Raw genomic sequence first — 24709 nt, 5'->3', positions numbered from 1 at the left:
TGCGGCGCCGCCGGGGGCAGGGGCCGGGCCGGCGGCACGGGGGCCGCGGCCTGTGCCGGGCGGATCGTCGTGGGGTGCGTCACCGCGCCGAGCATCCGGGTGGCCTCGGTCGGGGAGGGCTCGTGCGCGACCTCCGTCAGTGCCGCGGACTGCGGCTGCGGGGGACGCTTGCCCAGGCGGACGGCGGAGACGGCCAGGGCCATCTCGTTGCCGTCGGCGAAGCGCTGCCCCGGGTCCTTGCGCAGGGCGATGCCGATGAGTTCGCGGGTCTCGGCGGAGACGGTCGTCGACAGGGCCGGCGGGGCCTGGCTGATGTGCGCCAGCGCGACGGACACCGAGGAGTCGCCGGTGAAGGGACGTCGGCCGGCGAGCATCTCGTAGCCGACCACGCCGAGGGAGTACACGTCGGAGGCGGCGGTGACCTCCTGCCCCTGCGCCTGCTCCGGGGAGACGTACTGGGCGGTGCCCACCACCATGCCGGTGCGGGTGAGCGGGACCGCGGCGGCCGCCTTGGCGATGCCGAAGTCCGTGATCTTCACCTGCCCGTTCTGCGTGATGAGCAGGTTGCCCGGCTTGATGTCCCGGTGCACCAGGTCCATGCGGTGGATGATGGACAGGCCGTGGGCGGCCTGCTCGAGGACGTCGAGGACCAGCGCCTCGTCGAGGTGGCGTTCCCGCGCCAGGAGGTCCGCGAGGGACTCGCCGCGGACGTACTCCATGGCGATGAAGCAGAAGGTGTGGCCCGCGGGGTCGGGGATCTCGCGGTAGTCGTAGGTGCGCACGACGTTGTCGGAGTCGATGAGCTCCGCGGTCTCCGCCTCGTTGCGGAAGCGGACGAGGAACTCCTGGTTGTCCGAGAACTCCGGGCGCAGGATCTTCAGCGCGACCTCGCGGTCGTGCACGGTGTCGTCGGCGAGCCAGACCGTCGACATGCCGCCGTGGCCGATGATCCACTGCAGGCGGTAGTCGTCGCCGATGAGGCTCTGGAGCCGTTCGCGGCCGTCCGTGTCGGTCATCAGGCACCTCCCGCCGCGTCGAGGATGGCCCGTCCGATGGGCGAGGCCACCTGTCCGCCGGTCGCGCCGGTGCCGAGGCCGCCGCCGTTCTTCACGACGACGCCCACCGCCACATCCTGGTCCGGCAGGTACGCGACGTACCACGTGTGCGGCGGGGTGCCCTCGCCACCGTGCTCCGCGGTACCCGTCTTCGAGGCGATGCCCGCCCGCCCGCCGGCGGTGTTGCGCTCGGAGGCGAGCATGAGCTCCTCGAGCTGTGCGGCGATCTCCGGGGTCACCGCCTGGGTGATCTCCCTGGGCTGCGTGGTCTGCAGCTCCTTGAGGTCCGCACCGGTGATCCGCTTCACGACGTGCGGTTCCATCCGCTTCCCGTCATTGGCCACCGTCGCGGCCATCACCGCCGCCTGCAGCGCCGACATGGTGACGTCGCGCTGACCGATGGCGGTCTGTCCGAGCGCGGCGTCGTCGGGAAGCTCACCGAGGGAGCCACCCGACACGGGCAGACCGAGGTCGTATTTCTCACCCACGCCGAAGGCGTCGGCGGCGGAACGCACGGCGTCGGGGCCGACGTCGATGGCCAGCTGCACGAAGGCGGTGTTGCACGACAGGGAGAACGCCGTCTCCAGGGTGACGTCGCCGCCCCCGGCGCACGCCTGGCCACCGTAGTTGGTCAGCGTCGTCGTGGTGCCCGGCAGGGTGATCTCCGGGGCGCCGGTGAGCGTGCTGCCGGCGGAGTAGTCGTTGGCCAGGCCGGCGGCGGTGGTGATGATCTTGAAGATGGAGCCCGGCGGCAGCGTGTCCTGCGTCGCGTGGTTGATCAGCGGGTTGCCCGGCCGGGAGGTCACGTCCGCCCAGGCCGCGGAGGCGGTGGACGGGTCGACGATGCCGTTCGGGTCATAGCCCGGGGACGACGCCATCGCCAGCACCTCACCCGTCGAGGGACGCAGCGCCGCGGCCGCGCCCTCGTAGTTGTTGCCCGTGAGCATGTCGTGGGCGACCTGCTGCATCCCCGGGTCGAGGGTGAGCTCCAGGTTCGCGCCCGCGGTCTCCTTGCCGGTGAGCGTGTCCATCCAGCGCGCGGTGAACAGTCCCGGGTCCGTGCCGTTGAGCACGGCGTTGTAGGAGGACTCCAGGCCCGAGGCACCGTACTGGTCCGAGAGGTAACCCGTCACCGGGGCGAAGGCCGCCGGCGAGTCCGAGGGGTAGGAACGCTGGTAGAAGCCGTTGGCGTCCTGCTCGGAGGAGGCCAGCACGACCCCGCCCGTGGAGATCTGCCCGCGGGGGATCGACTTCATCTCGTAGAAACCACGCCGGTTGAGCGGGTTGTTGGCGTAGTCCTCCTCCTTGAAGGCCTGGATCCACGTGAGGTTGGCCAGCAGGATGAGGATGAGCACCAGGGCGAAGGCGGCGGCGAGACGGATGGAACGATTCATCGCCCACCACCCTGCACGTCCGGTGCGTCCTGGGCGGCGAAGAGGTTGGTGCCGGCGGGGAGCGGGGCGGCGTCGGCAAGCGGGGCGGGAGCACCCGCGGCGACCTCGACGGGGCGTCGCGCGGAATGGGAGATCCGCAGCAGCAGACCGATGAGGATGTAGTTCGCCATGAGCGAGGAACCACCCGCCGACATGAACGGCGTGGTCAGACCCGTCATGGGCAGCAGCGTCGAGATGCCGCCGGTGACCACGAACACCTGGATGACGATCGTCAGCGCCAGACCACCCGCGACGAGCTTGCCGTAGGTGTCACGCACCTGCAGCGCCGTGCGGAAACCGCGCGTGATGAGCAGCGCGAAGAGCATGAGCACCGCGGCGATGCCGACGAGGCCCAGCTCCTCGGCGACGGCCGCGAGGATGTAGTCCGAGTGCGCGACGGGCACGATCTCCGGGTGGCCCTGCCCCAGGCCGGTGCCCGTGACACCACCCCAGGACATGCCGAACAGCGCCTGGGAGGGCTGGTAGCCGGTGATGTCGTAGTTGGCGATCGGGTCGCGGAAGTTGGCCACGCGGTTCTGGATCTTCTCCGACACCTGGTACACCGCCGTGCCGCCGGCGGCGACGAGCGCGACACCGATGAGCAGCCACGACGTGCGGCCGGTGGCCAGGAACATCATGCCCAGCACGGTGGAGAAGAGCAGCAGCGCCGGACCGAAGTCATTGGACACCGCCATGAGCAGCAGCGCCACGGCCCACACCAGCAGGATCGGGGCGAGGTCACGCAGACGCGGGAACTCCAGCCCCAGGAAACGGCGGCCCGCGATGTTGAACAGGGCACGCTTCGAGGCCAGCAGCTGCGCGAAGAACAGCAGCAGCAGGATCTTCGAGAACTCACCCGGCTGCACCGAGAACGGGCCGATGGTGATCCAGATGCGGGCGTCCGCGAAGTCCGGATTCGGCTGCGGCCACACCAGCGGCAGGGCCAGCAGGACCAGGCCCAGCAGCCCGAGCAGGTAGGAGTACTTCGACAGCTGCTTGTGGTCGCGGACGACCGCCAGCACACCGATGAGCAGCACGATGCCGACCAGCGTCCACATCACCTGCCGCCCGGCCATCGACGTGCCGGAGGCCAGGTCGAGGCGGTGGATGACCACCAGCCCGATGCCGTTGAGCAGCGCCACCACCGGCAGGATGAGCTGGTCGGCCTTCGGCGCCGCGAAGCACAGGGCGACGTGCGCGATGGTGAACACCGCGATGAAACCGCCGATGAGCTGCAGCATGTCGGTCGTCAGGGCGTTGCCCTGCGAGAGCTCCAGGCTGGCGAGCATGACGGTGAGCACGACCGCCGCGAGGATGAGCATGATCATCTCCGTGCGGCGGGAGAGGAGGCGCGACATCTACTTCACCTCCCGGCAGTTGACCCCGGGGCGGGACAGGTCGCCGGCGGCCTCCGCCTCGGCGTCACCCTCGGAGGGGGCGCTCTCCCGGTCGATGCACACCGGCAGCGCCTGGTCCGCGAGGCGCCGCAGCTGCTGCGTCACCTCGTCGTAGGAGCCGGTCTCCAGGCCGGCGACCTGGGTGCGTACCGACGCCGGCAGATCCAGCAGCCGGAACGGGGAACAGTCCTCGGTGGAGCCGACGTCCACGAGCCGGAGATCACCTTCCTTGGTGAGGCACGCCTCCTGGTACGGGGTGTGCAGGTCCCGTCCGAAGACGGAGAAGTCCACGCCGTGCTGGATGACCAGGTGGTCCTCCGCACTGGTGGTGATGAAGTACGAGTTGTCGATGGTGCTCTTCACCCACCAGCCGCCGGCGGCCAGACCGATGAGCACGAGCAGCGAGAGAATCAGCGCGGGGAGGCGAAACCTGCCCCGGCGGCCGGAATCACCTGCCGGAACGGCAGCCACCTCCTGCGCGCCCGACGGTGCCGGACGGGCACCCGTGAGCGGCTGTGGGGTGATCTCCCCGTCGGGGGAGATCGTCTGCGGGCGGCGCGAGAGCAGCGCGGCCCGTCCGGCGGAGGTGTCCGGGTGGGTCGGCTCCTCCTGTTCGCCCAGCAGGGCGCCCGCGGTGACGGCGGTGGTGGGGAGGGCGGCCCGGGCGGCGTCGTCAAGCTCATCCGTCTCGACGACGTCGGCGATGACCACCGTGATGTTGTCCGGACCACCGGAACGCAGAGCCAGTTCGATGAGGCGGCGGGCGGCGTCGGCCGGCGCCCCCTCGGAGAGTGCCTGCTCGATGGTCGTGGCGGTCACCGGATCGGAGAGACCGTCGGTGCACAGGAGGATGCGGTCGCCCGCGCGGGCGTCGAGGTCCGTGAGCGTCGGCTCCACCGGGCGGCCCGTGTAGGCCTTGAGGATCAGCGACTTCTGCGGATGCGAGGACACGTCACCCGGATCGAGCTTTCCTTCATTGACCAGCGACTGGACGAAGGTGTCGTCGACGGTGATCTGCTCCAGGCGGCCGTCACGCAGGCGGTAGCCGCGGGAGTCACCGACGTGGATGAGACCGAAGGACCGGCCGTTGAACATCAGCGCGGTGAGCGTGGTGCCCATGCCGTCGGTCTCCGGGTTCTCCCGGATGGCCTCGGCGATCTCCCGGTTCGCGTCATCCGCGACGCCACCGAGCAGGGCGAGCATGTCGTTGTCGGCCGGGTCGGCGTCGAGACGCTCCAGATGCGTCACCATGAGCTGACTGGCGACCTCACCGGCCGCGTGCCCGCCCATGCCGTCGGCGATGGCCAGCAGATGCGGACCCGCGTAGGCGGAGTCCTCGTTGTTGCCGCGCACCAGACCACGGTCGGAGACGACGGCGAAATTCAGCTGCAGACTCACGGGACCAACCTCACTGTCGTCCGGCCGACCTTGATGTCGGTGCCTGTGCCCACGCGCTCGGGCTGATCGATGCGGTACCCGGCGACGAACGTCCCGTTGCGCGAGTCCAGGTCCTCCACGAACCAGTCCGACCCGCGCCGGAACAGGCGGGCGTGCCGGGCCGAGGCGAAGTCATCGCCCAGCTGGAACGTGCAGTCCGGGCTGCGGCCCATGACCACCTCCTCCAACGTGGACACCGCCATGTGGGAGCCTTTGAGTGGTCCCTCGACGACGGTCAGCTGCTTCGCCGCTTCCCGACGCCCCGTCACCTTCGGCAGCTTCCCCCCGCGGGGTACCGCGGGGAGCATGCCGCCGGCGACGGTGCCGTCAGCGAGGCGCACGTCCTTGAGCATCGCGCGGACCGCCACGAAGATGAACGCCCACAGCAGGACGAGCAGGACGACCTTGAAGATCAGCAGTACGAGGGAATCCACCTGTCACCTCCGGACAGACTGTGCGGAGGACCGGGCGGGATCGACGATCCGCACCTCGATGTGGGAATGCCCCATGGTGATGACGTCGCCGTCGGCGAGCAGCCAGTTCTCCACCGGGGTGTCGTTGACCGTGGTGCCGTTCGTGGACTCCAGGTCCACCAGCACCGCGTCATGGCCGTCCCAGGTGATCTCCGCGTGCTGCCGCGACACACCCGTGTCCGGCAGACGGAAGTCCGCGTCATTCGAACGGCCGATGATGTTGGACCCCTCATTGATGAGGAACGTCCGGCTGGACCCGTCCTGCAGCAGCAGCGTCACCACCGGATTCTGCGGCATCTCCGTCAGTTCGGTGGGCACGTCCTGCTGATTCATGGTCTCCTCCTGGGATTCAGTGCTGTCCGTGGTGATGGCCTCAAAACCACTGCTTTCCGACGGGTAGTCGTCCCGGTAGGACGACACCCGCAGCTGTCCGGTGTGCAGACCCGACTCCTCAGCCAGGCGCACCACCATCGGGCCCTCGGTGCTCCAGCCCCGGTTACGGCAGTAGCGCGTCATCTGATCGGCGAAGCCCGACGGCAGATCAGAGTTGCCCTGCGAGAGGTTCTCCAGATCCTTCGACGACACTCCCACCACGAAGACGTTCGGTGACAGCACCACGCCGTCATCGACGACGAGGTTGTCCTCCGCCTCCTGCTTCAGCAGCTCCTCGATCTCGGCCGGGACGACCTTTCCGCCGAAGATGAGCGCCAGACCGTTATCGAGACCGCGCTGCAGAGCACTGTCCAGCTTGGCGATACGGGCCATGATCGACATGATGCGCGGCCTCCTTTCCGGGGGTCTTTCCGTGATTGTGCGAGGTCAGGGGCATGGCGCCGACTGACCGGGTAATCAGTAAATGGCGCGTGGGGGCTCCCCCGCGCGCACGATAGGCACCAGTATAGGGGGCGGATCGCCCGTTAACGTACCCGAAGTGACCGGGTACCGGGCACCAGGTGAGTCGTGACGAACCTCATTTACATGCTCTGACCTGGCGATTTGGTCATCAGTACCTGGTTCATGTTATCTTGTACTAGTCCACACGGCGGGTAACCCGCTGGACCACCACCCGGCCCGGGTGGCGGAATTGGCAGACGCGCTGGCTTCAGGTGCCAGTGTTCGCAAGAACGTGGGGGTTCAAGTCCCCCCCCGGGCACAGTGTGATGTCTCGGGACATACTTCCGGTATGTCCCGAGACATCGTTCCTTTCAGGGCCTCCCACCGTTGATGGTGGGAGGCCCTGAAATTTTTCGTTGGTAGGCCTTGGTGGGGTCGATCCGGAAGTAGGCCAGGATGGTGCCGGTGTCTTTTTCCACGACGGTGACTTCCGGTCCCAGGCATACCGCCAGTACTGCCAGCCCATTGTGACGACGTCCGATGTAGAGCTTGCGTAGCTGTCCTTCGTAGCGCAGCGTGATTTTGCCGCTGTTGACTTTGTCGACTCGGATGCGGTCGTGTCGGCTGGGTTGGTCGCCCAACAGGGTGGCTCTGGGCTGGTTCAGGTAGCGGGTGGCTGGTGGTTGTCGGCCCACCGACCGGTGGGGGCGGTGGTGGCAGCCGAGTGCGCGGGCCGCGGCGGCCACGGTACTGCCGTCGGTGAGTAGTTCACGCAGCCGGGCCTGGTCATCATCGGTCAGGGAATGAAACGGGCCTGTCGTGGTCATCGGGCAACCTCTCGGTGGGGAAAGTGTTGCAACGACTACTTGAACTCACGCCGAGGTCAGGGCGCCTCCATCGTGGGGTTGCCGTGCTCGTCGTAGTAGCCGCACACGGCTGCGGGTCCGACGCACCCGTCCGCGCGGGGAGCTTCACCGGTGTAGTCCTGCGCTGCAGGGGAGGGCGCGCAGTTTACCGTGTCGGTGACGATGGAACCGTCCGACATCACTGCCGCGTTGCTCTCCCAGCATTCAACAAACCTGGGCGGGCCGTAGGGGTCGAAGTCCTCGGGGTTCATGAACGGGGGAGCTTCCGGTGCGACCCGGGGCTGCCCGGTTGCAGGTGGGTTTCCGGCCGTCCCCTGCGGAGCAGGTTCCTCGACAACTGTCTGTGCTGTCGTCGTGGTGTCGCTCGCCGTGGTCGTCGTCGACACGGGTGAAGCCGTACTGGTGATGACACTGGTGATGGTTGCCGGCCCTGCGGATTCGTCGCCCGTGCAGCTGGCGAGCCCCAGGGTCAGAAGTGCTCCTGCCAGTGCAGCCGTTGTCTTCCTCATGTGTTTTCTCCGATTTCTCGCCTGCTGGACAGAATCCTGCCATCAGTGGTGGGGAAAGGGGAGGGATGACAGAACACCGGGGCCCTGAAACGATCGTTTCAGGGCCCCGGTGTTCTGTCAGATACTCACACTAGAAGTAGATGCCGTGGTTGCCGAACCACGGGACCGGATCAACCGGGCCGGAACCGGCCGGGTGGATCTCGAAGTGCAGGTGGGAACCGGTGGAGAAGCCGCGGTTGCCCATGCCGGCGATGTGCTGACCGGCGGAGACGCGCTGGCCGACGCTGACGTTGAGGGTCTCCATGTGACCGTAGACGGTGACGGAGCCGTCGTCGTGGCGGATGCGGATCCACTGGCCGTAGCCGGAGGCCGGGCCGGAGTCGATGACGGTGCCGGCCATGACGGCGTAGATCGGGGTGCCGATGGAGTTGGCGATGTCGATGCCGTTGTGCATGGTGCCCCAGCGCGGGCCGTAGCCGGAGGTGAAGGTGCCGGTGGTCGGGCGGACGACGGAGGGTGCCGGGGCGATGGCCTCGGCGATCTGCGTGACCTGGACGGCCTGGGCGGCCTGGGTGACCGCGCCGGTGGCGGCGGAGGACATGCCTGCGAAGTCCGGGGCGGCCTCAGTGGCGGCGGCGGTGGACACGGAGGACATGCCCGCGGTGGTGACGGTGCCGGCTACCAGCGCCCCGATCGCCAGGCGACGCTGGATCTTCGAGGTGGTGCTGGGCTTGCGGTGGCGGCCGATGTAGCTCATGGTTCGGGTTAATCCTCACGGTGTTCGATTGGTGACGGCTTTGTAACCGTCCCGTTATCAAGTTGTGACCACCCTAGGGCCCGTGAAGATTGTTGTCCAGTCACGCCTGTGACCTGCGCGCCTCCGGGCGTGGCATCTCGAAACGGCTTTCCCCGGAAATCGTGAAGTAGGTCGCCGGACCGCCGCCGCGACTGACGGGGTCGGCGAGGGCGGTCTGGTAGATGCCGTCGACAAGCAGTTCCCTGTCGATGTGCACCCCCACCACCTCGCCGAACACCATCCGCGTCTCCGTCGGGGCGCCGGCCGCGTCCTCCAGGCGGATGATCTGCGTGGCGCGGCACTCGAAGACGACGCGCGCCTCGGCGACGTGCGGGACGTCGATGATCCGCGACGGCGCGGGGGTCAGCCCGGCGAGTGCGAACTCGTCCACCTGCTTGTCGACGATCCGCGCCGACTCATTCATCGCCTCCGCCAGGTCCCGCGTGGCGAGGTTCCAGCAGAACTCACCGGTCTCGCGGATGTTGGTGACGGAGTCCTTCTCGCCGATGCTCGCGAAGCCGATGAGCGGCGGCGTGTACGAGAACGCGTTGAAGAAGCTGTACGGCGCGAGGTTGAGCACGCCGTCGGCGGAGCGGGACGAGATCCACCCGATCGGCCGCGGCGCGATGATCGAGTTGAAGGGGGAGTGCGGCAGGCCGTGGCCGGCGGACGGCTCGTAGAAGTGGGTGTTGTCGGGAGTGGGCATGTGCTCAATCTACGCGCGGGTGGCTCACCAGTTCTGATGGCGCCGTCGGGGTGGATCGGGAGCGCGGAACGAATAACCTCCCAGGCCGTCCGGAAGAACTCTCCGGCCTGGGAGGTGAGATTCAGGGGATCGTCATCTGCGGAGAAGCAGCTCGATCCGGCGGAACTCGTCGTAGAGAGCGCGTTCCCTGCGTGAGAGGAGACCGAGGGTGGCCAGGTCGCGGACGTCATTCATCGTCAGGGGGACACCTCCAGTCATGGCGTAGCCGATGTTCCGGAGATCCTGCTCCAGCTCCTTCCTGCGGGCAGCAAGCCGGGAATTATTGGTGCGTGTGATCTTCAGGTTCACGGCTAACTCCTCTGCTCTGGTCGCCTCATCAGGCTAGCTGGGCCGCTGCTCCGTGCCGTCCGGGAACCGTGCGAAGCGGCCGGCGTCGCGGGGGAAGACCTCCTCGGTGGTGGGCCAGGGCCAGCCGCCGAAGCGGGTGCGGTGGTACTCGTTGAAGGCCTCCTGCAGTTCGGAGGGGGAGTTGGCCACGAAGGGGCCGTGCTGGTGGACCGGGGCGCCGATCGGCACGCCCTGCAGGACGAGGGCACGCACGGGTGCGTCACCGGCGGTGATCTCCGTGGACTCCCGGCCGGTCTGCTGCAGGCCCCAGCCCTCGGCGACGGCGAGGCCCTCGATGACGGCGTCGCCGGAGAAGACGTAGAGGGTGCGGCGGGTCTCGTCGGTGTGCGCGGCGGGGAGGGTGAGGGACTGGTGCGGGGCGACGTCGACAAGCCAGACGGCGACGTCGTTGGCGGGGTCGGCGGCCCAGGAGCTGGTGGGCGGGGCGAGCGGGGTGACGTCGTCGAGGGGGCCGGCGATGATGCGCACGGAGCCGGCGTCGGTGGTGTGGACGGGGATGTCCTCGTCCCACTGGATGGTGAACTCGGGGGCGGCGGTCTTCGACTCCGGGGGCAGGTTGAGCCAGATCTGGAAGAGTTCGAGGGGGTTGGGGGAGTCCTCGTTGAGCAGGGGGAACATCTCGGAGTGGGTGACGCCTGCGCCGGTGGTCAGCCACTGGGCGTCGCCCTGGCCGTAGCGTGCGGCGGCGCCGAGGGAGTCGGTGTGGTCGACGTGGCCGGAGTTGACGAGGGTGATGGTCTCGAAGCCGCGGTGCGGGTGCGCCGGGAAGCCGGGGACCTTCTCCCCGTGGTACATCTTCCAGCCCTCGGGACGCGCGTCGCCGGGACCCATGTCGGGGTCGCCGGCGGGGTAGGCGTCGTCGTGGAACACGGCGAAGAGGAAGGGGTCGGTGCCCTGCCAGGGCGTGGTCAGCCGGAAGGGGGTTGAGGTAGTCATGTACATGTCAACAACATGGGTGGGGGGCTATTCCTTTCTCATCACGGTGGGGTCCTCACGGACCTCGGCCGGGGACGGGGACTGGGTGGTCTCTGCGCGTTCGTCGTGGGCGCCGGTGTGTGCTTCACGACGCATCCGCCCGACCATGTACGGGTAGTGCAGCTCGAAGGCCGGGCGCTCGGAGCGGATGCGCGGCAGGGAGGCGAAGTTGTGGCGCGGCGGCGGGCACGAGGTCGCCCACTCCAGGGAGTTGCCGTAGCCCCACGGGTCGTCGACGGTGACGATCTCGCCGAAGTGCCACGATTTCAGTGCGTTCCAGAAGAAGGGCAGCAGCGAGGTGCCGAGGACGAAGGCGGAGACGGTGGAGATCTGGTTGAACAGGGTGAACCCGTCGGAGTCCAGGTAGTCGGCGTAGCGACGCGGCATGCCCATGTTGCCCAGCCAGTGCTGGATGAAGAACGTGCCGTGGAAGCCGAGGAAGGTCAGCCAGAAGTGGATCTTCCCCAGGCGTTCGTCGAGCATGCGGCCGGTCGCCTTGGGGAACCAGAAGTAGATGCCGGCGAACGTCGCGAAGACCACGGTGCCGAAGACGGTGTAGTGGAAGTGCGCGATGAGGAAGTAGCTGTCCGCCAGCTGGAAGTCCAGCGGCGGGGAGGCCAGCATGATGCCGGTCATGCCGCCGAAGAGGAACGTCGCCATGAAGCCGACGGCGAAGATCATCGGCGTCTCCCAGGTGATGTGGCCCTTCCACATGGTGCCGACCCAGTTGAAGAACTTCACGCCGGTGGGCACGGCGATGAGGAAGGTCATGAAGGAGAAGAACGGCAGCAGCACCGCGCCGGTGACGAACATGTGGTGCGCCCACACGGTCATGGAGAGGAGGGCGATGGCGAGCGTCGCGAAGATCAGTCCGATGTAGCCGAAGATCGGCTTACGGGAGAACACCGGGATGACCTCGGAGACGATGCCGAAGAACGGCAGCGCGATGACGTAGACCTCCGGGTGGCCGAAGAACCAGAACAGGTGCTGCCAGAGGATGGCGCCGCCGTTGGCGGAGTCGAAGATGTGGCCGCCGAGGAGGCGGTCGTAGAGCACGCCCAGGGCGGCGGCGGTGAGCACCGGGAACACCATCAGGGAGATGACGGCCGTGACCAGGATGTTCCAGGTGAAGATCGACATGCGGAACATGGTCATGCCGGGCGCGCGCATGGTGAGGATCGTGGTGAGCATGTTGATCGCCGAGACGATCGTGCCCATGCCCAGCATGCCGACGCCCATGATCCACAGGTTGGCGCCGACGCCGGGGGTGTGGGTGGCGTCGGAGAGCGGCGAGTACATGGTCCAGCCGAAGTCGGCGGCGCCGCCCGGGGTGAGGAACCCCGCGAGGATGACGAGGCCGCCCGTCAGCGTGATCCACAGGCCGAAGGCGTTGAGGCGGGGGAAGGCGACGTCCGGCGCGCCGATGTGCAGCGGCAGGACGTAGTTGGCGAAACCCCAGACGATTGGGGTGGCGAAGGCGAGCAGCATCAGCGTGCCGTGGATGGTGAACAGCTGGTTGAACTGCTCGTTCGAGAGGAACTGCAGACCCGGCGCGAACAGCTCCGCGCGGATGAGCAGCGCCATCAGCCCGGCGAGCACGAAGAAAGCCAGGGACATGATGACGTAGAGGATGCCGATCTTCTTGTGATCGGTCGTGGTGAGGATCTCCCAGGCGTGGGAGCCGGAGCGCCGGGGTCCGGAGGGGTCCGGACGGGCCGGTGGGGCATGGCCGGGGGAGAGGGGGGCGATGGCAGTCATGGTGTCCTCCTGACTACGGAATGAGCCCTATTTGATACGGCCAAAAGGGGTTATTTTTGAGCCTAGACATCAGACGTCTGATGAGCCATGCCCCTCATGGGCTTATCGACGTCCCCTTTCCGCCGACAACCCCCGTCACCTGCGGAGATATCGGGGGAGAGCCACATCACAATGTGGTATCGCCGTACCCTGGACGGCATGGAGATCCGCGGTGTCGACGTCGATGGGCAGGGGCGGTGCGCCCACTACCGCAGCGAGCGGGACGTGGTGGCCAACCGCTGCGCCAACTGCGACGCCTACTGGGCCTGCCACGCCTGCCACGCGGCACTCGCCGACCACCCCTTCGGGCGGATGGCGGTGACGGCGGCGGCCCCGGTGCTGTGTGGCGCGTGCGGCCACCGCATGGACCACCCGACCTACTCGGCCGCGGCGTCCTGTCCCGGGTGCGGGCACCCCTTCAACCCGGGCTGCGAGGTGCACGCGCCGCTGTACTTCGAGGTGTGACTGCGGTTCTTCACAGCACCGCCCGGACCGCCTCCGCCATCGCCTGCTGACCGGCCGGGGTGGGGTGCATCGGGTAGGCGTCGGTGAGCTCACCCGTCACGTCCGTCCAGCGCTGCTCCGGCTCCGCGCACACGGAGTGCGATCCCGCCTCCGCCGGCAGCACGAACTCCGCGCCGTGGCGCTCCGCCGCCTCCCGCACCACGGTGTTGATCTCCGCGGTGACGTCGACCGCCCAGGCCCGCTGCTCCTCCGGGACGGTCGCCAGCTCCGGGCACTCACCCGCGGACACCAGCGGGAGATAACCGGTGGCGATGACCCGCGCGCCGGGACTGCGCTGCCCGATCAGGTCGTACACGCCGTCGAGTTCGGCGGGGAGGGCGGTGAGGAGCTCGTGGACGGGGACGTCGAGAAGTGCCGGGCAGTCGACGGGTTCGTTGAGCGCGCGGAGGAAGCAGCCGGCGATGTCACCGAAGCGGATGTCGTTGCCGCCGATCGAGAGCGTGACCAGGTCCGTGTCCGGGGTGAGGGCCGCGGCCTGCGCCGGGATGTCGGCGGTGACGGCGCTGGAGCAGGAGGCGTCCTCGCCGGCGGGGATGAGAGGGTCGGCGAGCAGCAACGAGGGATAGTTGTCGGCGGAGCGGTAGCAGTGCTCCGGACCGGAGGTCGGGGCGCTGCGGCTGCCCATCGCGGCGTAGGAGTCGCCGAGTGCGACGTAGTGGGTGGCCGGTGCCGGCTCCGGAGGGGCGGACGGGACGGACGGGGCGGGTTCCGGGGTGGTGCCGCACGCGGTGAGCAGGGCGGCGGCGAGGAGCGGAAGCAGGCGGCGTGGCATGGCTCCAATGTAATGTCGGAAGTCACACAACCGGAAGGTGCCCCATGCGGCGCACAGCCCTAGTCCTGTCCACCCTCGCCCTCGGCGCCGCGCTGCTCAGCCCCGTCGCCGCTGCGCAGGACCTCTTCGACGGCGGCCGCCTCAGCGGCGGCTCCACCCAGATCCTCCCGGACGACCTCACCCTGCCGGGCGGCCAGCTCCCCGAGACCGACGGTGCCGTCGACCTCGGACGCTTCGCCGGCACGTGGTACCAGGTCGCCGCGCTCCCGCAGCCCTACTCACTGCAGTGCGCGCACAACACCACCGCCGAGTACGGCGTCATCGACGACTCCACCATCTCCGTCCGCAACTCCTGCGGCACGCTGTTCGGCGGCCGCTCCGGCATCGAGGGCACCGCCACCGTGCGTTCCGACGCCTCCCTGCGCGTCAACTTCCCCGGCGTCCCCTTCCAGAATCCGGACGGCCCGGTCAACTACCGCGTGACCCACCTCGAGGAGGACTACTCCCTCGCGGTCGTCGGTGACCCGAACCGCCTCTCCGGTTTCGTGCTCTCCCGCACCCCGGATCTGAGCCCGGAGCAGTGGTCCCGGGTGCGCGGCATCGTCGAGTCCCGCGGCTGGAACTCCTGCCTCTTCCTCACCGTCCCGATGGAGGGTGGCCGCGGCGATGTGACACCATTGTGCACACAATAATTTAAGGTGGGCGGCATGCTGCAAGTCGCTTCCCGACGCCGCGTCCTCACCGCCCTCATGATCGCCCAGGTCATGGCCGGACTGGCGCACGGCGTGACCTTCTCCATGGGCGCCATCCTCTCCGCCGACATGGCGGGCCCGGCCTGGGGTGGGGCCGCCTCCACGGTGACCACCGTCGGTGCGGCGCTGTGGGCGATGCCGCTGGCGGCCATCGTCAACCGCCGTGGCCGCCGCGCCTCACTGAGCACGGGCCTGGCGCTCGGCTCCGTCGGCGCGCTGTCGGCCCTGTTCGCCGCCCAGAGCGGGCTCTACCCCTTCCTGCTCATCGGGTTCTTCTTCCTCGGCGCCGCCGTGGCGATGAACCTGCAGGCCCGCTTCGCGGCGGCCGACGTCGCCGATGACCGCCACAAGGGCCGCGACATCTCCCTGGTCGTCTGGTCCACGACCATCGGCGCCATCCTCGGCCCCAACCTCTTCGAACCCACCGAGCGGCTCGGCGCGACCCTCGGCCTGGCCAGCTACTCGGGCGCCTACCTGCTGTGCATCGCCGCGCAGTGGGTGGCCATCCTCGTCCTGCAGCTCATGCTCCGCCCCGAGCCCGCCCCGGTGGCGGCGTCAGGCCCGAAGCCGAAGGTCCACCTGCGGGAGCACCCGGTGGTCGCGGCGGCGATCATCACCAACGCGTTCAGCCACTTCGCGATGATCGCCATCATGTCCATGACCGCCGTCCACATGCACGGCCACGGCGCCTCGATGACGCTCATCGGCATCACCATCTCCTTCCACGTCGGCGGCATGTACGGCCTGGCGCCGCTGTTCGGCTGGCTCGCCGACAAGTGGGGCGCCCACCCGACGATGCTGCTCGGCCTGGCCGGCACCTTCGTCGCCGCGGCCCTGCTCATCCCCTGGTCGGGGAACGAGACCATCGTCGTCGCCGCCCTCCTGCTCCTCGGCCTCGGCTGGTCCTCCACCCTGGTGGGCTCCTCCGCGGTCGTCGCCTCCTCCGCCCCGCCGCAGGCCCGGGCCGGTCTGCAGGGCCGCTCGGACCTGACGATGAACCTCACCGGCGCGCTCGGCGGCGTCATCGCCGGCCCGGTCGTCTCCGTGTTCGGCATGCCGGCGATGGCGGTGCTCGTGATCACCCTCATGGTCGTGGTGCTGGCCGGGACGGCCGCTCTCCGACGCCGGAGCCCGGTCCTCTAACTCCGGTACCCCAGCGGCCCGTCGACACGGATCGTCACCGGATCACCGACCTCCGGGCGTCCCCCGCGCACCGTCGCGCGGAACACGGTGCCCAGGGCGTCGAGGGTGAGGGACCAGTCGCCGGCGTCGTAGAGCACCGACCTGACCTGCGCCGGAATGCCCCCGGACCCGGCGGGCAGCACCGACACCATCGACGGCAGGACCGCCAGCGTCAGCGTCCCCCCGCTGCCGATGACCTCGGAGGGTGCGACGGGCAGCACGGTGGCGTCGAGAAGCGTGGCGTCGGCGATGAACGCGGCGACCTCGGCGGTGGCCGGGCGGGAGACCAGCTCCTGCGGCGTCGCCACCTGCCGGATGCGCCCCTCGCCGAGCACGACGATGCGGTCGGCGATGGACAGCGCCTCGGTGCGGTCGTGCGTGACGTGGACGGTGGTCAGGCCGCGGCGGCGAGTGAGGGTCACCAGCTCGCGGCGCAGACTGTCGCGGAGGGGCTCGTCGAGGGCGGAGAGGGCTTCGTCGAGAAGCAGGACGGTGGGGTCGGCGACGATGGCGCGCGCCAGGGCGACGCGCTGCCGCTGTCCACCGGACAGGGAATCCGGCCGCCGGCGCGCGAAACCACCCAGGCCCACCAGCTCCAGGGCCTCCTCGACGCGGCGGTGACGCTCCCGCTTGTCGACGCCCGCCCGACGCAGCGGGTACTCCACGTTGCGGGCGACGGACATGTGCGGCCACACGGCGTGCTGCTGGAAGACCATGCCCATGCGGCGCTTCTCCGGCGGCACATGGGTGACGTCGCGGCCGCCGATCGCGATGCGCCCGGCACTCGGGCTGAGGAAACCCGCGATCGTGCGCAGCAGCGTCGTCTTGCCCGAGCCGGAGGCCCCGATGAGCACGAGGAACTCCTCCGGCTGGACGGCGAGATCAATGTCGGCCAGGCCGACGGTGCCGTCGGGGAAGGTGACGGTGAGGTCGTGGATGTCGATGGCGGACACGTCAGCTCCTGACTCTCGGGGAACGCACCGTCAACGCGAGCGTGACGATGCCGACCAACGCGAACATCAGCGACAACGCGGAGGCCTGGTTGTAGTTGCCGGCCTGCTGCAGGTTGAACACCTGCACACCGAGGGTCGTCGTGCCCGGGGCGATGAGCAGGATGGACACCGTCAGCTCGCGCACCGCCGTCACCGCCACGAGCACCGCCCCGGAGAAGGCCGCCGGGACGGCCATCGCCCCGGTGGTGCTCAGCAACGCCCGCAGGCGACCCGCACCCGAGACACGGGCGGCCTCCTCGACCGCCAGCGGCGTGCCCTGCAACGGGGCGCGGACCGCCTGCAGCACCAGGGCCGTGAAGGCGCAGACGTACGCGCCGAGGATCACCCAGCGGGTGTTGTAGATGCCGGTGTAGCGGCCCAGGATGAGCCAGCCGACACCGATGATCAGGCCCGGCAGGGCGGTGGGCAGCAGCACGGTGAGGGTGAGCGCGGTGTTGCCGAGGAAGCGCGTGCGGGTGACCAGCAGGCCGATGAGCCAGCCGAGGACACCGCAGATCAGCGCCGCCGCCAGCGCCAGCGTGACGGAGTTGGAGAAGCCCTCGATGACCCGCGGATTGGCCAGCGAGCGGCGGAAGTTCTCCAGCGTGACGGTGTCCCGGGTCAGCGGGATACCCGGGGCGGGCAGCAGCGCGCGGTGCGCCAGACCGAGGATCGGACCGAGCGTGACCGCCAGACCGACGGCCCAGGCGAGGAGGGTGACCGGCCAGCGGGCGGCACCGAGATCGAAACGCAGGGCCTGCCCCGTGTCCTGCAGCTTCGACCCCGCCCACTGAGAGACGAGGTAATCCGCGGTGACCGACGCGACACCCAGGAACAGCAGGACGACACCGACCGTGGAGACCGTCTGCAGCGGATTCGCCACCGTCCCGGACTCCATGAATCGGTAGATCATGGTGGCCAGGGTCTCGAAACGCGCCGGGGACCCCAGCAGCGCCGGGATGCCGAAGTCCGCCAGATTGGCCACCGCCGTGAGCGTGAACGCCGAGAGCAGCGCCGGGAGCAGCAGCGGCAGGGTGACGGTGCGCAGGACGGTGGCGGTGCCTGCCCCGGCCACCCGGGCCGCCTGCTCCAGATCACCCGGAATGGCACGCAGCCCGGCCGCGACGATGACGTACACGATCGGGTACGAGTGCAGGATGAGCAGGAACGTCACGCCGTCGGCGCCGTAGATGTTCCACACCTGCGTGCCGAAGAAGCGGTTGATCCCCTGGTTCGGGCCGAAGAGCTGCAGCCACGCAATCGCACCGATGAAGGGTGGGATGAGCAGCGGGGAGAGCAGGAGAAGGCGTAGAAGGGCTGACCCGCGGGCGTTGGTGCGGTCGAGCAGCAGCGCGAGGGCGGTGCCCACGACGGTGGCACCGAGTGCGGAGAGCACCGTGGTGTACGTGGAGTTCCACACCGCGGTGCCCAGTCCCTGGTCCAGCAGGGTCGGGATCTGGTTCCCACCCGCGGCCAGGGCGACGACGAGCGCCAGGGGTGTGACGAACAGTCCGAGGACGATCAGCCACACCCCGACGCGCATCAGGGGAAGAGCCGGCATGCTGAGAAAACTACTGCATGGCGTTCTGGAACAGCGTGACGGCTGCGTCCTTGTCGTCGGTGACGACCTGCAGGTCCGGGGTCATCAGCGCGATCTCGTTGAGCGGCGGGGTGCCCTCCGGGGTGCCGACATCCTCCCGCACCGGCAGGTAGGCCTGCTCGACCGCGATCTTCTGGCCCTCCGCGGAGAGCAGGAAGCTGATGTAGCGCTCGGCCGCCTCCTGCTTGCCGGAGGAGGCGAAGACACCCGCCGGCTCGGTGATGTACGGCGCACCCTCGGTCGGGTAGACGGCGGCGATGGGGGAACCCGCGGCGGCGAGGTCACGGACCAGGTAGTCGACGACGACGCCGACCGGGTGGCCACCGGCCGCGATCTCCTGGGAGGTCGGGCCGTTGGACTGGGCGATCATCGGGGTGTTCTCACCGAGGGCGGTGATCCACTCCTCACCGAGCTGGGGGTCGTTCTTCCACACCGAGGCGTTGAAGGCGGCCGCCCCGGAGACGGCCGGGTCCGGCATGACCAGGCGGTCGGCGTACTGCGGGTCGACCAGGTCGGCCCAGGACTGCGGGGCGTCGGCCGCGTCGATGACGTCGGTGTTGTAGGCGATGACGGTCGGGATGATGCGGGTGCCGACGTAGCGGTTGTCGGCGTCCAGCGCCTCCGCGATGATGTCGGTGGTGTCTACGTCCTGCAACTCGGCGAGGTCACCGGCGGCCTTGTAGGACTCGAAGGTGGCGGCGTCGGCGGCCCACAGCACGTCCGCCCCGACGGAGCCGGACTCCTTCTCCGCGGCGATGCGCGCGTTGAGGTCGCCGGTGCCGGCGCGGTAGACCTCGACCCTGATGTCGGGGTTCGCAGCCTCGAAGGCGGCGTTGATCTCGTCGACCTTCTCCTCCGGCTCGGAGGTGTAGACGGTGATGGTGGTGGCCTCGGCGATGGCTGTGGTGGCGGCGGTGGGGTCGGTCGACTCACCCGGCTCGGAGCAGGCGACCAGCAGCGCAGCGGAGGCTCCGACGGCGGTGACGGCCAGAGCGGAACGGCGGGAGAACAGGCGTGGGAACATGCCCACATAATTCCACGGACATGCCCCGCCCGCTTGCCGACGGGGCAGCTACACCCCGCAGAAACGACGCACGAGGGAGCGGTACGCCTTGACGGTGAGGTCGACGTCCTCGAGCTCGATGTACTCGTCGTGGTGGTGGAGCAGGTGGAAGACGTCACCGAGGGTGCGCTCACGGGCGTGGAGCGCGAAGCCGTAGCCGTTGCCTCCCATGCGACGGCCGAAGCGCAGGTCGGAGCCACCGGCGGCGATCGTCGGGATGACGGGCACGCCGGGGAAGAACTCGTCGAAGGTGTCCACGATCGCGTGGTACAGGGGGCTGTCCGTGGAGGAGACGGTGGCGGGCTCGGAGATGAGGCGCTCGATGCGGACCTCGTGGAACATGTCGCCGAGGGCCTCGGCGAGGATCGCGTCGACGTCGTCCTGGGTGGTGCCGGGCAGGGGGCGGATGTCCAGGTCGAGGGTCGCGGAGGAGGGCAGCACGTTGATGGCGGTGCCCGCGCGGAGGATCGTCTGGGAGAAGGTGAGGCGCGACAGTGCGTGGGCGTAGCGCTTGAGATCGCCGAAGTGCTCGAAGGCGGTGTCGTCGGTGCCTTCGAGGAGGGCGGTCTCGATCCCGGGGGAGAAGCGGAAGGCTCGGACGAAGCCCTGCCAGAGGGGGTCCTGGGAGACGGGGACGTCGATGAGCGAGATGCGGCGGGCGACCTCGCCGATCTTCACGACCGCCGACTCCCGGCCGTAGGGGTTGGAGCCGTGGCCGGCGTCGCCGGTGACGTGGAGGCGGCGCTGGGCGGCGCCCTTCTCACCGACGACGACCACGAGGGCGTCGGAACCGTCGGCGATGGGCAGGTGCGAACCGCCGGTCTCGGAGACGGTGTTGCGCCAGGAGAAGGCCTCTGGGTGCTCCTCGGAGAGCCACTTCGCGCCGAGGGTGCCGCGGGACTCCTCGTCGGCGACGCCCACGAAGGTCAGGGTGCCGGTGGGGCGGCCGGTGCGGGCGGCGTCGCGGAGGACGGCGGCCTGGGCGGCGGTGATGAAGAGCATGTCCATGGCGCCGCGGCCGTAGAGGCGGCCGTCGTGGATCTCCGCGCCGAAGGGGTCGTAGGTCCAGCGGTCGACGTCGACGGGGACGACGTCGGTGTGGCCGAGGAAGGTGAGCGGCTCGGCGGACGGGTCGGTGCCCTCCAGGGTGACGACGATGCTCACGCGCCCCGGCGCCGACTCATAACGCTTGACCGTGATGTTCGGGGTGTCGGCGAAGAAGCGTTCCAGCGTGTCGGCGTTCCGCACCTCCTGGCCGGAGGCGGGGGTGTAGTCGTTGACGCAGGCGTTGCGGATCATCTCGCGGAGGAGGGCGAGGGTGTCGTCGTAGAGCGGCGAAAGTGAAGACATGCCTGAAGAGCCTAGTCAGTGACCTTCTGTGCCCCCGGACAGGCGGGTCGGGGCAGGAAAATGGGAAACAGGGCACGATTGAGGTCATAAGTGACCTGTTGCACATAAAAATCCGTCACCGTCCCGAGAAATTAAGTAGGCTGGAACTATGAATACTCGCAATATCATCACTGACTCAGATCCCATCCATGCTGATGATCTCCGCGAACTGGCCACCATGGTCGGGCCCACGGTCTCCATCGTGATCCCGACGCACCGTGGCGGCGCAGAGACCCTCACCGACTCGCAGCGACTGCGTCCGCTGATGGAGCAGGCCCGCAAGGAACTGGCCGAGCGCTACCCGGACGTCGACGCCGACTCCCTCCTGGCCCCCATCCAGTCCCTGGCGGACTCGCGCCGCTTCTGGCAGAACCAGGTCGACGGCCTGGCCGTCTACGCCTCCCAGGGTGGCGGCCGCTACTTCCGCACGGACCGTGACTTCACCCCGGGTGTCACCGTCGGCGACCACCCGAACCTGCGGCCCATCCTGCCGCTGGCGGTCGATGACCTGCAGTTCCTGCTGCTGGCCGTGAGCCGTGGCAAGGTGCGCCTCTTCGAGGCCGACCGCGCCACCATCACCGAGCTGCCGCTGGGCAACATCCCCGGCTCCGACGAGGACGCCGAGGGCGTGTCCACCCGTGAACCGCAGCTGCAGCATCAGGCGTCGCAGAACGCCGGCGCGCACGGCCACGGCCCGCGTGACTACAACGTGCTGGAGGGCTTCCTCAGGCAGGTCTCCAAGGCCGTCGAGGCCCGCTTCAGCGGCGACGGCCGCCCGCTCATCCTCGCCGCCGTCGAGGAGTACCGCGGTGCCATCGCCGAGCACCTGGACAACGTGGTCATGCTCGACCAGATCGTCCCCGGCAGCCCTGAGAAGCTCGGACCGGTGGAGCTGCACGGCAAGGCCTGGCCGATCGCGGAGGCGGAGGCTGCCCGACGCCACGACGACACCCTCGAGCGTCTCGGCGAGGCCGTGGGCACCGGTCGTGCCACCCACGACACCGGCATGATCGGCCGTGAGGCCGAGGTCGGCCGCGTGTCCGTGCTGGCCCTGGCCCAGCGTGCCCTCACCGCTGATGAGCGCGCCCCGGAGCTCGACGCGGCGATCGCCCACACCCTGGCCAACCGCGGCACCGTCGACGTGGTCCCGGAGCTGCCGGGCAACCACGCCAGCGGCGCGGTGTTCAGGTACTAGTCTCCTGGAAAGAAGCCGCCTGTCACGCTGCAGCGTGACAGGCGGCTTCTGTGTTTCCGGGGGTGCCGCGGGCCCCTTCCGCGAGTTCCCTGAACACTGTTCAGGTCTTCGGCTATGCTCCAGTGAACACTGTTCAACGACCAAGGAGTTACCCCGTGACCGACATCCTCGCCCGCGCCCGTGACGTCGCCCTCGAGAAGGGCGAAGGCCTCACCGAGCCCGAGCTCCTCCAGATCCTCGAGCTTGACGACGAGCGCCTGCCCGAGCTCCTCGACCTCGCCCACCAGGTCCGCCTGCGCTGGTGCGGTGAAGAGGTGGAGATCGAGGGCATCATCTCCCTCAAGACGGGCGGCTGCCCCGAGGACTGCCACTTCTGCTCCCAGTCCGGCCTGTTCGAGTCCCCGGTCCGCGGTGTCCAGCTCGACATCGCCGAGCTCGTCGAGGCCGCCAAGAAGACCCAGAAGACCGGCGCCACCGAGTTCTGCATCGTCGCCGCGGTGAAGGGTCCGGACGAGCGCCTCATGGTCCAGCTCGAGGAGGCCATCGCCGCCATCCTCGCCGAGGTGGACATCCACGTGTCCGTCTCCGTCGGCATCCTCACCCAGGAGCAGGTCAACCGACTCAAGGCCGCCGGCGTCAACCGCTACAACCACAACCTCGAGTCCGCCCGCTCCTTCTTCCCGCGCGTGGCCACCACCCACTCCTGGGACGACCGCCACCGCACCCTCGAGATGATCCGCGAGGCCGGCATCGAGGTCTGCTCCGGCGGCATCCTCGGCATGGGCGAGTCCCTCGCCCAGCGCGCCGAGTTCGCCGTCCAGCTCGCCGCCTTCGCACCGGAGGAGGTCCCGATCAACTTCCTCGACCCGCGCCCGGGCACCCCGATGGCCAACCGCCCGCTCATCGACCCCACCGAGGCACTCAAGGCCACCGCGATGCTGCGCCTGGCCATGCCGAAGGCCACCCTCCGCTTCGGCGGCGGCCGCGAGCTCACCCTCGGTGACCTCGGCGTCGAGCAGGGCCTCAAGGGCGGCGCCAACGCCCTCATCGTGGGCAACTACCTGACCACCCTGGGCCGCCCGATGGAGAAGGACCTCGACATGCTCGACGGCCTGCGCATCCCGATCAAGGCCGTCGGCCAGGTCATCTAGCATGACCGGACACCTGGGCGAGTTCGCGGCCGCCTGCGTCGCCGGCGAGGCACCCGTGTTCCACCCGAACACCGGCGCCGAACTCAGCTCCGGCGAACAGCGCCCGCTGTCCGTCGGCGCCGCCGCCGGCCTGGAGCCGCCGCGCTACTGCCAGATCTGCGGCCGCCGCATGAAGGTGCAGGTCCGGCCCGACGGCTGGCTGGCCGAGTGCTCCCGCCACGGGGAGCTGGACTCGGTGCTGTTCGACCGCTGAGGGCGTAGTCTGGGGTCCTGGATCCACCTGAAGAGGAGATACCCATGGCAACCCTGCTGGTCTTCGAGTTCCCGTCCGCCGGCCCCTACGGCGCTGAGGCGACCGCGGCCTACGCCGACCTGGCGGCCGACATCGCCACCGAGGAGAACCTCGTGTGGAAGGTGTGGACCGAGGACGCGGCGCGAGGGGTGGCCGGCGGCGTCTACCTCTTCCGGGATGCGGAGGGGGCAGCGGCGTACGTCGAGAAGCACACCGCCCGTCTCACCGGCTTCGGCATCACCGACATCACCGCGACCACCTACGACGTCAATGAGGAACTCTCGGCGATCGACCACGCCACGCTGCGGCGGTAACCATCCCATAACAAGCCGCCTATATGGTGGTCCGGGTCACGAGGGCGGCGCTACCGTCGGGGACATGAGCATCTTCGACAAGGCAAAGAACAAGGCTGATGAATTCCTGAAGTCGGAGGAGGGCGAACGCCGCTCCGATGAGTTCCTGGACAAGGCGGCGCAGCACGCCACCGACCGTTTCGGGGAGGACAAGGCGGAGCACATCCGCAAGGTCCGTGACGCGGTGGATGAGCGGATCGGCACCGACCAGCCGACCCCCGGGCAGCAGGCGGACCCGGGTGATCTGGCGGATCCGAACCAACCCAGCCCCGACACCCCGCCGGCGAGGTAGTCATGGAGAGCAACGGAGAGAACATCAACGCCTTCCGGATGAACCCGCCGGAAGACTCCGCCGAGCACCTCGATGAGGTGGTCGAGGAGGCGGTCGACAAGGCCGACACCGAGCAGGATCCCGCCGGGGAGACCCCGCGCGAGCCCGTGCAGGACGAACCCTGAACCCCGGCACCCGGCACAGCTAACGCAGGAAACGCTTCCCCAGCCGCAGCGCCGTGGTGAGCGTCTTCGCGTAACCCTGACGGGACAGGTCCGTCGGGCCGCTGATGGGCACGAGGCGCTGCACGGCGACGGTGCGGGACTCGGTGAACTTGAGCAGTCCCTCGTCCGCGTGCCGACGTCCCACGCCCGACTGCTTCCAGCCGCCCATCGGGGCGTCGACGGATCCCCAGGCGGCGGCGAAGCCCTCGTTGATGTTGACGGTGCCGGACTCCAGCCGGGAGGCGACGGTACGGGCCTCCCG

28 protein-coding genes and 1 tRNA gene are annotated in these 24709 nt (G+C 69.0%); 10 read left to right on the top strand and 19 right to left on the bottom strand.

All coding sequences use genetic code 11. The annotated features are described in order from the left end of the window. From GXZ33_RS07685 to GXZ33_RS07660, 6 genes are all read right to left on the bottom strand, one after another. Positions 1 to 1016 (bottom strand): serine/threonine-protein kinase (locus GXZ33_RS07685; protein WP_291340253.1); only part of this gene is annotated, 1016 nt, incomplete at its 3' end. Further along, entirely contained in the window at positions 1016 to 2449 is a 1434-nt protein-coding gene (locus GXZ33_RS07680; protein WP_291340252.1) for a penicillin-binding protein 2, read from the bottom strand. The genes GXZ33_RS07680 and GXZ33_RS07685, both read right to left, overlap by 1 nt. Continuing rightward, the gene (locus tag GXZ33_RS07675; RefSeq protein ID WP_291340251.1) at positions 2446 to 3846 is read right to left on the bottom strand and encodes an FtsW/RodA/SpoVE family cell cycle protein; all 1401 of its coding nucleotides are present in this window, start codon (positions 3844 to 3846) and stop codon (positions 2446 to 2448) included. The genes GXZ33_RS07680 and GXZ33_RS07675 overlap by 4 nt, the downstream gene beginning before the upstream one ends. Continuing rightward, positions 3847 to 5283: a protein phosphatase 2C domain-containing protein gene (locus GXZ33_RS07670; protein ID WP_291340250.1), complete on the bottom strand. Its 1437-nt coding sequence runs from the start codon at positions 5281 to 5283 to the stop codon at positions 3847 to 3849. Further along, positions 5280 to 5756, bottom strand: coding sequence for an FHA domain-containing protein (locus GXZ33_RS07665; RefSeq protein ID WP_291340249.1), 477 nt, complete (start codon positions 5754 to 5756; stop codon positions 5280 to 5282). The genes GXZ33_RS07670 and GXZ33_RS07665 overlap by 4 nt, the downstream gene beginning before the upstream one ends. Positions 5757 to 5759: 3 nt before the next feature. Then, complete coding sequence (locus GXZ33_RS07660; protein ID WP_291340248.1) at positions 5760 to 6569, bottom strand: DUF3662 and FHA domain-containing protein; 810 nt, start codon at positions 6567 to 6569, stop codon at positions 5760 to 5762. A gap of 295 nt (positions 6570 to 6864) precedes the next feature. Here GXZ33_RS07660 and GXZ33_RS07655 point away from each other — a divergent pair. Further along, positions 6865 to 6948: transfer RNA gene (locus GXZ33_RS07655), tRNA-Leu, on the top strand. A gap of 52 nt (positions 6949 to 7000) precedes the next feature. On the opposite strand, the gene GXZ33_RS07650 is transcribed toward GXZ33_RS07655, so the two are convergent. The 7 genes from GXZ33_RS07650 to ctaD all read right to left on the bottom strand — a co-directional run bounded on the left by GXZ33_RS07650 (position 7001) and on the right by ctaD (position 12647). Further along, positions 7001 to 7456: a hypothetical protein gene (locus tag GXZ33_RS07650; protein WP_291340247.1), complete on the bottom strand. Its 456-nt coding sequence runs from the start codon at positions 7454 to 7456 to the stop codon at positions 7001 to 7003. A gap of 56 nt (positions 7457 to 7512) precedes the next feature. After that, entirely contained in the window at positions 7513 to 7746 is a 234-nt protein-coding gene (locus GXZ33_RS07645; protein ID WP_291340246.1) for a hypothetical protein, read from the bottom strand. Between the two features lie 388 nt (positions 7747 to 8134). Beyond that, the gene (locus tag GXZ33_RS07640) at positions 8135 to 8761 is read right to left on the bottom strand and encodes a M23 family metallopeptidase (protein WP_291340245.1); all 627 of its coding nucleotides are present in this window, start codon (positions 8759 to 8761) and stop codon (positions 8135 to 8137) included. A gap of 100 nt (positions 8762 to 8861) precedes the next feature. Beyond that, positions 8862 to 9506: a flavin reductase family protein gene (locus GXZ33_RS07635; protein ID WP_291340244.1), complete on the bottom strand. Its 645-nt coding sequence runs from the start codon at positions 9504 to 9506 to the stop codon at positions 8862 to 8864. A 132-nt stretch (positions 9507 to 9638) separates the two neighbouring features. Beyond that, positions 9639 to 9854, bottom strand: coding sequence for a hypothetical protein (locus tag GXZ33_RS07630; protein ID WP_291340243.1), 216 nt, complete (start codon positions 9852 to 9854; stop codon positions 9639 to 9641). Between the two features lie 33 nt (positions 9855 to 9887). Further along, positions 9888 to 10850, bottom strand: a complete 963-nt coding sequence (locus GXZ33_RS07625; protein ID WP_291340242.1) for a pirin family protein — start codon at positions 10848 to 10850, stop codon at positions 9888 to 9890. A 27-nt stretch (positions 10851 to 10877) separates the two neighbouring features. Next, positions 10878 to 12647 carry a cytochrome c oxidase subunit I gene (gene ctaD / locus GXZ33_RS07620; RefSeq protein ID WP_291340241.1) on the bottom strand — a complete coding sequence of 590 codons (1770 nt, stop codon included), beginning with the start codon at positions 12645 to 12647 and terminating at the stop codon, positions 10878 to 10880. 198 nt (positions 12648 to 12845) lie between these two features. Between ctaD and GXZ33_RS07615 the strand changes: the two genes are divergently transcribed. Next, positions 12846 to 13151, top strand: coding sequence for a CHY zinc finger protein (locus GXZ33_RS07615; RefSeq protein WP_291340240.1), 306 nt, complete (start codon positions 12846 to 12848; stop codon positions 13149 to 13151). Between the two features lie 10 nt (positions 13152 to 13161). On the opposite strand, the gene GXZ33_RS07610 is transcribed toward GXZ33_RS07615, so the two are convergent. Further along, entirely contained in the window at positions 13162 to 13983 is an 822-nt protein-coding gene (locus tag GXZ33_RS07610) for an SGNH/GDSL hydrolase family protein (RefSeq protein WP_291340239.1), read from the bottom strand. Between the two features lie 44 nt (positions 13984 to 14027). On the opposite strand from GXZ33_RS07610, the gene GXZ33_RS07605 reads away from it, so the two are divergent. Both GXZ33_RS07605 and GXZ33_RS07600 read left to right on the top strand, forming a co-directional pair. Beyond that, on the top strand, positions 14028 to 14675 hold the full coding sequence (locus GXZ33_RS07605; protein WP_291340238.1) for a lipocalin family protein: 648 nt from the start codon (positions 14028 to 14030) through the stop codon (positions 14673 to 14675). A 15-nt stretch (positions 14676 to 14690) separates the two neighbouring features. Beyond that, a complete protein-coding gene (locus GXZ33_RS07600) occupies positions 14691 to 15878 on the top strand; it encodes an MFS transporter (protein WP_291340237.1) in 1188 nt (395 codons plus the stop codon). Here GXZ33_RS07600 and GXZ33_RS07595 read toward each other — a convergent pair. The 4 genes from GXZ33_RS07595 to GXZ33_RS07580 are packed head-to-tail and all read right to left on the bottom strand — an operon-like array spanning position 15875 to position 20922. Then, positions 15875 to 16870: an ABC transporter ATP-binding protein gene (locus tag GXZ33_RS07595; RefSeq protein ID WP_291340236.1), complete on the bottom strand. Its 996-nt coding sequence runs from the start codon at positions 16868 to 16870 to the stop codon at positions 15875 to 15877. The genes GXZ33_RS07600 and GXZ33_RS07595 overlap by 4 nt on opposite strands. A gap of 1 nt (position 16871) precedes the next feature. Beyond that, the gene (locus tag GXZ33_RS07590; RefSeq protein WP_291340235.1) at positions 16872 to 18470 is read right to left on the bottom strand and encodes an iron ABC transporter permease; all 1599 of its coding nucleotides are present in this window, start codon (positions 18468 to 18470) and stop codon (positions 16872 to 16874) included. Between the two features lie 10 nt (positions 18471 to 18480). Then, a complete protein-coding gene (locus GXZ33_RS07585) occupies positions 18481 to 19533 on the bottom strand; it encodes an ABC transporter substrate-binding protein (RefSeq protein WP_291340234.1) in 1053 nt (350 codons plus the stop codon). A gap of 48 nt (positions 19534 to 19581) precedes the next feature. Next, complete coding sequence (locus tag GXZ33_RS07580; RefSeq protein ID WP_291340233.1) at positions 19582 to 20922, bottom strand: M20/M25/M40 family metallo-hydrolase; 1341 nt, start codon at positions 20920 to 20922, stop codon at positions 19582 to 19584. A gap of 148 nt (positions 20923 to 21070) precedes the next feature. On the opposite strand from GXZ33_RS07580, the gene GXZ33_RS07575 reads away from it, so the two are divergent. The 6 genes from GXZ33_RS07575 (at position 21071) to GXZ33_RS07550 (ending at position 24408) form a co-directional block, all read left to right on the top strand. Next, positions 21071 to 22156, top strand: a complete 1086-nt coding sequence (locus tag GXZ33_RS07575; protein WP_291340232.1) for a hypothetical protein — start codon at positions 21071 to 21073, stop codon at positions 22154 to 22156. Positions 22157 to 22311: 155 nt separating this feature from the next. Continuing rightward, complete coding sequence (bioB, locus tag GXZ33_RS07570) at positions 22312 to 23307, top strand: biotin synthase BioB (protein ID WP_291340231.1); 996 nt, start codon at positions 22312 to 22314, stop codon at positions 23305 to 23307. A 1-nt stretch (position 23308) separates the two neighbouring features. Then, positions 23309 to 23560 carry a hypothetical protein gene (locus GXZ33_RS07565; RefSeq protein WP_291340230.1) on the top strand — a complete coding sequence of 84 codons (252 nt, stop codon included), beginning with the start codon at positions 23309 to 23311 and terminating at the stop codon, positions 23558 to 23560. Between the two features lie 44 nt (positions 23561 to 23604). After that, the gene (locus GXZ33_RS07560; RefSeq protein WP_291340229.1) at positions 23605 to 23913 is read left to right on the top strand and encodes a monooxygenase; all 309 of its coding nucleotides are present in this window, start codon (positions 23605 to 23607) and stop codon (positions 23911 to 23913) included. A gap of 64 nt (positions 23914 to 23977) precedes the next feature. After that, a complete protein-coding gene (locus tag GXZ33_RS07555) occupies positions 23978 to 24244 on the top strand; it encodes an Rv0909 family putative TA system antitoxin (protein WP_291340228.1) in 267 nt (88 codons plus the stop codon). 2 nt (positions 24245 to 24246) lie between these two features. Beyond that, on the top strand, positions 24247 to 24408 hold the full coding sequence (locus GXZ33_RS07550; protein WP_291340227.1) for a hypothetical protein: 162 nt from the start codon (positions 24247 to 24249) through the stop codon (positions 24406 to 24408). Positions 24409 to 24427: 19 nt separating this feature from the next. Here GXZ33_RS07550 and GXZ33_RS07545 read toward each other — a convergent pair. Continuing rightward, on the bottom strand, positions 24428 to 24709 hold a 282-nt coding region (locus GXZ33_RS07545), incomplete at its 5' end, for an aldehyde dehydrogenase family protein (protein WP_291340226.1).

The organism is Corynebacterium sp. (assembly GCF_012838985.1).
Classification (GTDB): Bacteria; Actinomycetota; Actinomycetes; order Mycobacteriales; family Mycobacteriaceae; genus Corynebacterium.
Note: the sequence above shows the minus strand (reverse complement) of the source record. Positions and strands in the feature narration are given on the sequence as shown.